This is a genomic window from Flavobacterium pygoscelis (assembly GCF_023162025.1).
Taxonomy (GTDB): Bacteria; Bacteroidota; Bacteroidia; order Flavobacteriales; family Flavobacteriaceae; genus Flavobacterium; species Flavobacterium pygoscelis.
Genome location: NZ_JALNUB010000019.1, coordinates 1 through 10,999, shown reverse-complemented (window position 1 = coordinate 10,999; position 10,999 = coordinate 1). Strand labels below are relative to the sequence as shown.

Genomic DNA, 10,999 nt, shown 5'->3' with positions numbered 1-10,999 from the left:
ACAACGAAAATCTAATACATCATTCCGATAGAGGGATACAATATTGCTGTCCAGACTTTGCTGAATTTGCCAAATCTAAGAATATTATTTTAAGTACAACTCAAAACTCAAGCCCTTATGAAAACGCCGTAGCAGAAAGAATTAACGGAATTTTAAAACATGAATTTGGACTAAACAAGACTATTGCTAATTTAAAAACAGCTGAAAAAATGGTTAAACAAGCTATCGAAATTTACAATAATGAGCGTAGACATTGCTCTCTTGAAATGAAAACACCAAATTATGCACATCTAAATCAAATACATGAATACAAGTCTTATAAAAACAAAAAAAATACTACTTTAGCTACGTAGGAATGTTGACAAGTTTGGAAAAAAATCCCTTCAAAGATTTTTTCTAAACTTATCAATATTACGTCAATAATAAACTATTTTTGAAATTATACAGTAACCAAAAATAGTCAACCTATATTAGGACAAGACATTACAACTTCTATGATTTCTCCTGAACTTGACAATTCTGAATTATGTGTCGGAGAATTTTATACAGAAACTTGTAAAACATTAAAATTGGAATAAATAAAAGTACTACTGCCAACAGCCGTTTGGCGAGATTGGGGTTTTAGTGGAATTAGCGTTTTTTATCATATCTTCGTTTCGGCAGAAAATACTCTGCTTTAAAGTCCCCAACCTCGCCAAGCGCCAAGACGTTAGCGGTTAGTTATGAGGACGTTGCGACAGAAAACAACGAATTTATAAAGAGATTTTTATCAGAAAATTAATATTTAGAAACGTAATATTTGGAAAGTAAATGTTAAACGTAATAATTAATTCTTGAATTTGTATGTATGAATTTTGAAACTTGAGTATGGAAGCGTAAATATTTAATGTGAGATTTAAACTCAATAATAGAAACTTGAATGTTGAGACTTGAGTGTGGAAGCGTAAATATTTAACGTGATAATAAATCTCGATAATTTTGACTTGAATGCGGAAAAGTGAGTGTGGAAACGTCAAAATTGTAAGTAATTATTAGAGATTAATATTGAAACTTAATAATTTTAAAAAAGAAAATAAAAAATTAATTTAAAAAAACACATAGAAAGGAAAAACGGAAAAAGTAGACAAATAGAAACGTACATATTGGATTTGATAATAGAAAGTAATAAGTTTATGTCCATTAACTCTGCCCAAATAACCAACCGCTAACAGCCGTTTGGCGAGATTGGGGTTTTAGTGGAATTACCGTTTTTTATCATATCTTCGTTTCGGCAGAAAATACTCTGCTTTAAAGTCCCAAACCTCGCCAAGCGCCAAGACGTTAGCGGTCAGCTCTGCAGAACGAGTAAGAATTCTTATAAAAAACAACTTTAAAAATAAAACAAAATGAACATTTTAAAATTAACAAACGGAAAATTAGAATTGAGAAAAGATAGCGGTTCATTAGTTAGAACTCTAGCAAGTAGTGGGGTTATAGACGCTTCCTTAAATAACGATGCAACATTAGTACTGATTACAACTGATAAGGGAAAAGTTGAATTAAGAAAAGAAAGTGGTTCTTTAATAAGAACAATTACAAGTAGCGGTGCAAAAGGCGGAAGATTTAATGGTCAAGACCTTGTTATAAGTTTAACGAATGGAAAAACTGAACTTCGTAAAGAAAGCGGTTCACTAATTAGAACTCTTTAAGATGTTTAATCAAAGTTTTAAAAATTTAGTGAATTTTGCGTGTAGAAAAAGTACAGAATTCTATATCAATGAAAACAATCTAAATAAACCTAATCCATATTTTGTTGGCTTTGGTAATCCAAATTCAAAAATTCTAATAATGGGAAAAGAAAAGGGTTTTGATGGAAGTAATCTGAAACAATTACAATATGAAAGTATAGAAAATCCAAATGAATGGAAAAACTATATTGATAATAACATTACATTTAATAGAACGAAGTTTTATAATTCTGAATATTACATAAATGCATTTCGACCATATTATAAGAAAATGAAAGGCGGACATACTTGGACTAAATATTACACATTATTGAAATACATTTATCCTCAAATTGAGAAAAATGAAAATGAGTTTTTAGACTATGCTTTTTTAAGCGAAATCAATTTTGAACCATCGAAATTAAGTAAAATCAAATCTTTCAACAATCCTAACAGAATCGAGTTACTGAAAAATGATTATTACAAATCGTTTAATGTAATAATCTGTGCTTGTGCGAACTACTTAACAAATAGTCAAATAGAAGATTTTTTTGACGTGAAATTTGAATCAGATTTATCAAATCCAAGTGAAAAATTAAAAATATTTAAAAATGAAAATAGAGTATTAATTAACACGAGACAATTAAGTATGAATATCAAAAATGATTATTTAATCAGAATATCAGAAGTTGCGAAAAAGTACTTGTAAAGCATTATAAATAAAGAGCCGAACCGCTAACAGCCGTTTGGCGAGATTGGGGTATTAGTGGAATTACCGTTTTTTATCATATCTTCGTTTCGGCAGAAAATACTCTGCTATAAAGTCCCCAACCTCGCCAAGCGCCAAGACGTTAGGCGAAATACTAACAAAAACCGTATGAAATTAACTATAAAAAATGTATAATAAAGCAATATCTAAATATTTTTTGGACATTAATATGTTCAATTTACCATTCTGCTTTATTTTTGGAATGATATCCGGAATTATATGGAGTATTATTTTCTTTTCGACTTTTGGTATTTTATTTGGTTACATAGGATATCAAACTTTCAAAAAAAATCAATATTATGCATATTATAATCTTGGCTTTACAAAAATAAAACTTTTGAAAACAGTTTGGTTATTTAATACCATAATTTCCCTTTTAGTACTTTTAATATATATAAAATTTAGATAAATGAATGTATTAAATATATCAAAACTAAATAAATCTTTTGGTAAAAAAGTTATATTAAAAGACATAAACCTTGATTGTAAAGTTGGAGAAATAATTGGAATATTTGGTCGAAATGGTACGGGAAAATCAACTTTATTAAAACTAATCTTTGGAACAATTAAAGCCGATTCAATATTAATTGAAATAGACGCTGAAATTATTCCTCAAAATAAAGTAATTTCTTCTAAGAAAATTGGTTATTTACCACAAGAAACTTTTTTACCAAAAGAATGGAAAGTAAGAGAAATAATTCCGTTCTTTTTTCCAAATGGAGACGACCAAGACAAAATTTTTTATTCAAAACAGGTATCAAGTTTTGAAAAAAGAAAAGTTGGAGAATTATCTTTAGGTCAATTACGTTACCTTGAGTTATTAATTATTGGAAATTTAAAGCATAAATTTATAATGCTCGATGAACCTTTTTCAATGATTGAACCTATTTATAAAGATGTGATTAAAAATTTATTATTAGAAATTAAACAAACAAAAGGTATAATTTTAACTGACCATTATTACAATGATGTTCTTGAAATAACAAATAGAAATTTTATTATTAAAGACACAGAAAAAATTGAAATTATGGACAAAAATGATTTAATAAAATATGATTACTTGAGGTCTGATGAATAAAAGTACTTCGCCTAACAGCCGTTACAAGAGATTTGGGTATTTGGCTTAATTTAAATGTGGTTTTGTATTTGTAAAATTTGTGTTTAGCCGAAATAATCCGCATATTTACTCCCAAACCTCGTGTAGCGCCAAGACGTTGGCAGATATTTTGGGAGAACGAAAAATGAAAAGACAATATATTTTAATATTTACGATTTTAAGTTTATTTACTCAATGCAAAAAGAGTAAAATAGAAACTTTAAAACAATCGAAAATCGAACAGATTTTTGCAGAAAATAATTATGATTTAGGTGGAAACGTAAAATTTGAATTGTTTTCTGACAGCACTTATAATTTGATTTCAACTGTAAAAAGTCCAAATTATGAGAAAACAGAAAAGTTCAATGGTTTTTGTGAAGTAAAAAACGATACAATATATTTTAAACCATTTGAATTTGAATATACAGACAGTGAAAAAGCTGTAATCAAAAATAACTTCATTGAATTCATAAGTGAAAAAAGTTCTTTTAGAATTGAAATAAAAAAGAATACATTTAAGACAAGAAACAAACTGGATTTTACAAAGTTCAAAGATTATGCAATTTTCACATATAAACCAGAAAACAAAAATTCAGAATATAAACCATACGATATTAATCAAACTGAACTTGAAGAAATAGACCGAATTTTAACCAAAAGTTTTGAGGAAAATAAATCCAAACTAAAAAGCAAAAATGAGTATGTAAAACAATGCCGAATCGTAACTAATGCAAACAATGAAATAGAAATTTGGATAAATTGTTATTGCAAAAACAAATATGATAAATCAGGTTTTAAATACAACTTAATTCAAATGAATGATGGTGGAAAATGTAATATTTCAATAAAAATAAACTTAACAAAAAAAGAATATTCAGAATTAAATATTGCCGGATTAGCATAATAAATATAAAAACATCTGCCAACAGCGGTTTGCAGAAATGGCGAAATATGTGGTAAATTCACGATTATCTTCCGCAAGAAATTTTATCTTCGCCGAAAGTAATCGGTCACGAAGTTCGCCACTTCTGCAAGCCACGAAACGTTAGCAGCAAGCGTCGAGCAAAACGAAAATTAGAAAATAATAAATGAAATATTTAGAGTTACTTTTTATCTATTTTTCAAAAATTTATATTCATTTCTATCAAGAAAAAAATGATTATTGGACAATATTTCCTTGTCTTATTATTGCAACATTGGCAACTATAAATCTTGAATTATTATCATTTTACTTTATTAATCTGAATAAGTATTATTATGCTGGATTAGCAATATTCTTAATCATAACAATGATTTATATCTTTCGAAATATAACATACGATTATGTTGTCAGATATAAAATATCACGAATAGCGAAATTTACTATCACTGGTTTAATTTTATTAAATATTATTTTAAACATTATTTTTCTAAACATCTCCAGGAATGGTAAATTTATGTTTTAACAGAATAATGCCAGCTGCTAACAGCGGTGTTGCGAGATTGCGAAATATGTGGTTAATTCACGTTTATCTTTCGCGAGAAATTTTATCTTAGCAGAAAATACTCGGTTCCGAAGTTCGCAACCTCGCAAAGCCGCGAAACGTTGGCAGTAATATTGACAAAAAAACGATAAAAATGGCAGAATTATATCATATACTACAAGATATCATCATAAAATCAAACGAATTTAAGGGTGATTTACAAAAATTAAAATTTCTTAAGCTATTTAAAAAATGTCATCGCATTACTTACACATTAAAAGAAGATTTAAATATAGGAATTGGATTTTCTAAAATTGGAGGTAATCCTGATTTACCAAAAGAAATAAATTGGCCAACTTACGAAACAAAATCTATGACCTTCTTTTGCCAGATTAACTTATCTGACTTGGATGATAGCGCTCTACCCAAAGAGGGCATTTTATATTTTTTTGTTTATGCTGACCCCGAATTAAGTTATAGCGGGTCAAGAGAATCTTTCAAAATAATCTATCACACAGAAATGAATGAATTGTTTAGAAATGAATTCCCTGAAGACTTAAACCAAAAAAGTAAATTTCATCCTTCTAAGATGTTTTTTAGAGATTCGATAAGCTATCCTGATGATGAAAGTAGTTTGATTGAAGATTTTTTTAATAATTGGGAAGACAAAAATAAATTCTATGGAAAATTAGACCACCTAATGGAACATATATATGAAAGTCCGCAATTTGAAGATAAGGTATTAGGATATGATTGCTCTTTACAATCAAGCGCAGAACATTTTTGGCCTATTAATTATTTGAATATTAAAACTTGGGATGAAGTTGACCAAAGAAAGGAAGAAATAGAAAAAATAAAAAGTGATTTTGTACTTTTATTGGAAATTGATTTGTTTTCAAATCCTTCAAAATTAGCATCTTACGGAGGCTCTCCGGTAGTATATTTTGGCATCAAAAGAGAGGATTTAAAGAATAAAAAATTCGACGATATAGTAGTCCAATTCCAAGACACATAAAAATACTACTGCCAACAGCGGTTTGCAAAAATGGCGAAATATGTGGTAAATTCACGTTTATCTTGCGCAAGAAATTTTATCTTAGCCGAAAATAATCGGTCACGAAGTTCGCCACTTCTGCAAGCCGCGACACGTTATGCGTCAGCAGGTTGGATCGCACAGAAAAAGAAGAAATTAAAGCTTGAAAACTGAAATTCAAAACTTTAAAAGCGAATTTTTTATCGATTTTTTTGGCTTTTTGAACTTGAAAATGAAACTTGATCAAGTTTGCGGAAAGCAGAAACCTGAAAATTAGAAGTTGATTAAGTTTGTAGAATGTGGAAACTTGAATATTGGAATTTGATTAAGTTTGTGGAAAACAAAAACTTGACAAAATTGGCTGAATACTAAAATGGAAATTAGAAACTTGAAAAGTAAAATTTTAGCGATTTTTTTTTAGATTTTTAAGATCAAAATAGATGTTTAAAACTGAATAAAATAATTAAATTTGGAAAAGCCAACTGGAATAAATTGGAATAGACAAACATAGAACATATACTGCCGAACGCATAACAGCCGTTTGGCGAGATTGCGAATTTTGTGGTTAATTCATATTTTTCTTTCGCAAGATATTCTATCTTAGCCGAAAGAACTCGGTTACGAAGTCGCAACCTCGCCAAGCGCCAAGACGTTAGGCGATATACTAACAAATAATACGAAATTAACTATGAAAAATGTATAATAAAGCAATTTTTAAATATTTCTTGGATATTAATATGTTCAACTTACCTTTCTGCTTAATTTTTGGAATGATATCTGGAATTATGTGGAGCATTATAGTTTTTTCTACTTTTGGTATTTTATGTGGTTATATTGGATATCAAACCTTTAAAAAAAATCAATATTATGCATATTATAATCTTGGCTTTACAAAAGTAAATCTTTTGAAAAAAGTTTGGTTATTTAACAGCATAATATCCGTTCTACTACTTTTAGTTTATATAAAATTCAGATAAATGGATGAATTAAATATAACAAAACTAAACAAGTCTTTTGATAGAAAAGTTATTTTAAAAGATATAAATCTTAACTGTAAAGTTGGAGAAATTATTGGAATATTTGGTCGCAATGGTACGGGAAAATCAACTTTATTAAAATTAATCTTTGGAACAATTAAAGCCGATTCAATATTAATTAAAATAAATACTGAGATCATTAGTCAAAATAATGTTATTTTTTCAAAAAAAATTGGTTATCTACCGCAAGAAACTTTTTTACCAAAAGAATGGACAGTGAGAGAAATAATTCCTTTCTTTTTTCCAAATGGAGATGACCAGGACAAAATTTTTTACTCAAAACAAGTATCAAATTTTGAAAAAATGAAAGTTGGACAATTATCTTTGGGTCAATTACGTTATTTTGAATTACTAATTATTGGAAATTTAAAGCATCAATTTATAATGCTCGACGAACCTTTCTCAATGATTGAACCTATTTATAAAGATGTAATCAAAAAATTGTTATTGGAAATTAAAAAAACAAAAGGTATAATTTTAACTGACCATTATTACTACGATGTGCTTGAAATTACAGATAGAAATTTTATTATAAAAGACACAGAAAAAATTGAAATTATGGATAAAAATGATTTAATAAAATATGAATACTTAAGGTCTGATGAATAAAAGTACATCGCCTAACAGCGGTTTTGCGAGATTGCGAAATAAGTGCAAAATTCAAGTTTATCTTTCACAAGAAATTTTATCTTAGCAGAAAAATGTCGGTTCCGAAGTTCGCAACCTCGCAAAGCCGCGAAACGTTAGTAGCCATTATGAAAAAAATCCTAGAATTTAACAAGCAAATATGAATAAACAAATTTTATTTTATCTTTTGATTTTTTTGTGTTTTAGTTGCAAAGAAGAACAAAAAGCAGAAGTTATACAGAAAACTAAAGTTATTAAATTACCACCGAAAAAAATTACTGACGAAAATAACGTAATTGGATTTGCTTGCTACTATTCGGGACGGAAATCAAAAGCAGTAAATAAATTTTCTGAAATTCTATCTAAAAAAGATTACTCAATTATTAAAGGAAGTCTTAAAGCAACAAATATTGCTGACAAGTATTTGGCAACAGCTATTTGTGAAAAGTTATCACAAAAGAAGTTGATTAATCTGACTAAAGAAGAATTAAATCAAATTAAGAAGAATAAAAATAGTAGCGAAAAAGTAAGTACTTGTGCTGGCTGTACGAATGACGAAACAATGACGCTTAAAGAACTGCTTTTGGAAAAGAATTACATAACGGAAGAAACCGAAGAATGGCTAAACGAAATGCTAAAATAACGGCTACTAACAGCCGTTACAAGAAATTTGGGTATTTGGCTTAATTTAAATTTGGTTTTGTATTTGGAAAATTTGTGCTTAATGGAAAAATCTCGCATCTTTAATCCCAAACTTCTTGTAGCGCCAAGACGTTACCAAACATTTAAAAACCTACTTTATGAAAAACAGAATTGTATTTTTTATCTTTTTAATCTTATTAGTCAATTATAGTTGTAATAGTAATGATTCAAATACTGAACAAAAAACTTTTTTATGTTGTGGAGAAAATCCATTGCAATCTAAGAACATAAATAATCTTGACCAAACTGCTGGAAAAATAAATGTTATTTCAGTATTTACTCCAAATGAAGATGGTATTAACGATTGTTTTCTGGTGGAGAATTTATATAAATATTCATTTAACTCTTTAACAATATATGATTTAAATGATAAAATTCTTTTCACAACAGAAAATTATGGTAAAAACTCCAACTCTTTTTGCGGAGATAATATTAAAAGCGGAACCGTGAAATATAAACTTGTAGTGAAAAATGAACAAACATTCGTTGAGTATGGATATGTGTGTATAGTTAAAACAGAAGAAGAAGGTAAAGTATTTAGCGCAGAAACTGAATGCACATTCCCTTTTGACGACCCAATTATATTTCAAAAATAATATGAACTGAATAAACGTTTGGTAACAGCTACTACAACGGATTTGGGCAATAGGCTTAATGGAAAGTTGGTCTTGTATTTGGGATGATTTGGCAAATCCGAATAATGGGCTTAATTTAGTCCCAAACCCGCTGTAGTAGCGGGACGTTATGCGTCAGCAGGTTGGAGCGCACAGAAATATAGACGAATTAAAATTCATTAGATAATCATCAATAATTTGTAATACTTTAAAAAAAATATGAGACAATTTGTTGAAGATGATAATCAATTTAAAGACGGAATATTAGCATTTGATAAAAGAAATAAAGTCAAGCTTTATAAAACACATAATACTTCAGAAGACAAAAGAATTTATAGCTATCTAATTTTAGATTTCAAATTACCAAAAGATATACACTTTAAAGATTTTACAATTGAACAATCAATTGAAGTAGATATTATTAAAAATATTAAATCAGACCAATCAGCAAAAAAAGCGTATGTTTCGCCTGTTAAAATGCCAGAAAGAATTAATTACATCAATTCACACTATTTTACTTTAGGGCTTAGTGCAGTTTGTAGTTTTGCATTTGAAAGACCTGTCGTTTCGACAAAAAATGATTATTATAATCGATTTGAAGTTGCTAATGAACACGAATTAAGAGAAATCGGAGTTGAATTTCCAAGAACAATTCGAGGACCAGGTGCAAAAGGCTTTAGAATTCACAATGAAATAATTGACGTTTGGGAACAAAGATTAATAGAAGTAGTTAACCTACTTGACAAACTTACTTTATCAGAGAGTAAAGAATATGAAGTAAGTTATGAAAACTTAATGCAAAGTTTTCGATTAATACAGTTGGCACATATAAATAAAAAAGAAGATTTTGACTTAGGATTTTCGTTTATCATTGCAGGCATTGAAGCAATATCACAAATAGCAATAGATAAAATTGACTTTTCAAATAAACCAGACCATTATAACGAATGGAAAAACCTTTCTAAAAAAAATGAAGTCGCAAAAAGTCTTTTTGAAGAGTATTTGAAAGTTCAAGCTTATGTAAATGCAGAAATTAATAATAGAGATCTAACTAAACGTTTTGTGAGATTTCTGATTACTTACACTAAGAATTCAGATTGGGAAGAAGTTTTTTACAATGAATTAATAACCGAAGGTTTAAAGTACAGAATCTTATTCCCAAACGAAATAAGTGTTGTGCCAGAATTGAAGCCAAATAAATTAACTGAGGAAGAATTTTCAATTATTATTAAAAACACATACACTCTCCGCTCTGAATTTTTCCATATGGGACAATCTTTACCACACAAAAGAACCAATAATTCATCTTGCGATCGTTTTTTCCACATTATAGACAATATTAAAAGAAGAGAAGAATTGTTTAAGAAAATGGAAAAAGAAAATCGGATAGAAAGTCCATTTGAGGAATGGACTAAAACCCAAGATACATTAATAACCTTTGAATTAATGTCAAATATGGCAAGAAACTCTATAATAAACTACATAAAAAAAGTTCTAAAATAGCGGATTTAGTCGATAGATTCAAAACAGAAACTTGACAAAAATGGATTATTATTGAAATGCAAAGCAGAAACTTGAAAAGCTAAATTTATTACGTTTTCTTTTTAGATTTTTAAAGTTCACATAAATGTTTAAAAATAAATAATTAAGTTCGGAAAAGCTACTTGTAATAATTTGGAATGGACAAACATAATACATAAACTGCCGAACGCATAACAGCCGTTTGGCGAGATTGGGGTTTTAGTGGAATTAACGTTTTTTATCATATCTTCGTTTCGGCAGAAAATACTCTGCTATAAAGTCCCCAACCTCGCCAAGCGCCAAGACGTTGGCAGTCAGCTTAAAAAAACGGACTGAATAATTAAAACTATTTAAAATGAAATTATCTAACATTACTTTTATAGAAGAAATTAACAGTGATTACAAAGTGCTTGATTTAATTAGCGGAAGCG

The 10,999-nt window shown here is 28.6% G+C and carries 10 protein-coding genes; all 10 read left to right on the top strand.

Annotation, left to right across the window (positions count from 1 at the left end):
- The coding region (locus MW871_RS15820) for an integrase core domain-containing protein (protein ID WP_248429359.1) at nucleotides 1-353 on the top strand (353 nt) is incomplete at its 5' end.
- Between the two features lie 1,032 nt (nucleotides 354-1,385).
- Entirely contained in the window at nucleotides 1,386-1,688 is a 303-nt protein-coding gene (locus MW871_RS15815; RefSeq protein WP_248429358.1) for a hypothetical protein, read from the top strand.
- A gap of 139 nt (nucleotides 1,689-1,827) precedes the next feature.
- A complete protein-coding gene (locus tag MW871_RS15810; RefSeq protein WP_248429357.1) occupies nucleotides 1,828-2,415 on the top strand; it encodes a hypothetical protein in 588 nt (195 codons plus the stop codon).
- Nucleotides 2,416-2,884: 469 nt separating this feature from the next.
- Nucleotides 2,885-3,553 (top strand): ATP-binding cassette domain-containing protein, encoded by a 669-nt coding sequence (locus tag MW871_RS15805; RefSeq protein WP_188050793.1) that lies wholly within the window; start codon nucleotides 2,885-2,887, stop codon nucleotides 3,551-3,553.
- Nucleotides 3,554-3,716: 163 nt separating this feature from the next.
- Entirely contained in the window at nucleotides 3,717-4,475 is a 759-nt protein-coding gene (locus MW871_RS15800) for a hypothetical protein (protein WP_248429356.1), read from the top strand.
- A gap of 713 nt (nucleotides 4,476-5,188) precedes the next feature.
- The gene (locus MW871_RS15795; RefSeq protein ID WP_248429355.1) at nucleotides 5,189-6,049 is read left to right on the top strand and encodes a DUF1963 domain-containing protein; all 861 of its coding nucleotides are present in this window, start codon (nucleotides 5,189-5,191) and stop codon (nucleotides 6,047-6,049) included.
- Nucleotides 6,050-7,044: 995 nt separating this feature from the next.
- The gene (locus MW871_RS15790; RefSeq protein ID WP_248429354.1) at nucleotides 7,045-7,713 is read left to right on the top strand and encodes an ATP-binding cassette domain-containing protein; all 669 of its coding nucleotides are present in this window, start codon (nucleotides 7,045-7,047) and stop codon (nucleotides 7,711-7,713) included.
- Nucleotides 7,714-7,891: 178 nt separating this feature from the next.
- Entirely contained in the window at nucleotides 7,892-8,374 is a 483-nt protein-coding gene (locus MW871_RS15785; protein WP_248429341.1) for a hypothetical protein, read from the top strand.
- Nucleotides 8,375-8,531: 157 nt separating this feature from the next.
- Nucleotides 8,532-9,029 carry a T9SS type B sorting domain-containing protein gene (locus MW871_RS15780; RefSeq protein ID WP_188051774.1) on the top strand — a complete coding sequence of 166 codons (498 nt, stop codon included), beginning with the start codon at nucleotides 8,532-8,534 and terminating at the stop codon, nucleotides 9,027-9,029.
- 237 nt (nucleotides 9,030-9,266) lie between these two features.
- Complete coding sequence (locus MW871_RS15775) at nucleotides 9,267-10,550, top strand: hypothetical protein (RefSeq protein ID WP_248429340.1); 1,284 nt, start codon at nucleotides 9,267-9,269, stop codon at nucleotides 10,548-10,550.
- The last annotated feature ends 449 nt before the right edge of the window (nucleotides 10,551-10,999 follow it).

What these genes read in the sequence shown, in the direction of transcription:
- MW871_RS15815 (WP_248429358.1), top strand. Translation starts at nt 1,386, where the DNA reads ATGAACATTTTAAAATTAACAAACGGAAAATTAGAATTGAGAAAAGAT.
- MW871_RS15810 (WP_248429357.1), top strand. Translation starts at nt 1,828, where the DNA reads ATGGGAAAAGAAAAGGGTTTTGATGGAAGTAATCTGAAACAATTACAA.
- MW871_RS15805 (WP_188050793.1), top strand. Translation starts at nt 2,885, where the DNA reads ATGAATGTATTAAATATATCAAAACTAAATAAATCTTTTGGTAAAAAA.
- MW871_RS15800 (WP_248429356.1), top strand. Translation starts at nt 3,717, where the DNA reads ATGAAAAGACAATATATTTTAATATTTACGATTTTAAGTTTATTTACT.
- MW871_RS15795 (WP_248429355.1), top strand. Translation starts at nt 5,189, where the DNA reads ATGGCAGAATTATATCATATACTACAAGATATCATCATAAAATCAAAC.
- MW871_RS15790 (WP_248429354.1), top strand. Translation starts at nt 7,045, where the DNA reads ATGGATGAATTAAATATAACAAAACTAAACAAGTCTTTTGATAGAAAA.
- MW871_RS15785 (WP_248429341.1), top strand. Translation starts at nt 7,892, where the DNA reads ATGAATAAACAAATTTTATTTTATCTTTTGATTTTTTTGTGTTTTAGT.
- MW871_RS15780 (WP_188051774.1), top strand. Translation starts at nt 8,532, where the DNA reads ATGAAAAACAGAATTGTATTTTTTATCTTTTTAATCTTATTAGTCAAT.
- MW871_RS15775 (WP_248429340.1), top strand. Translation starts at nt 9,267, where the DNA reads ATGAGACAATTTGTTGAAGATGATAATCAATTTAAAGACGGAATATTA.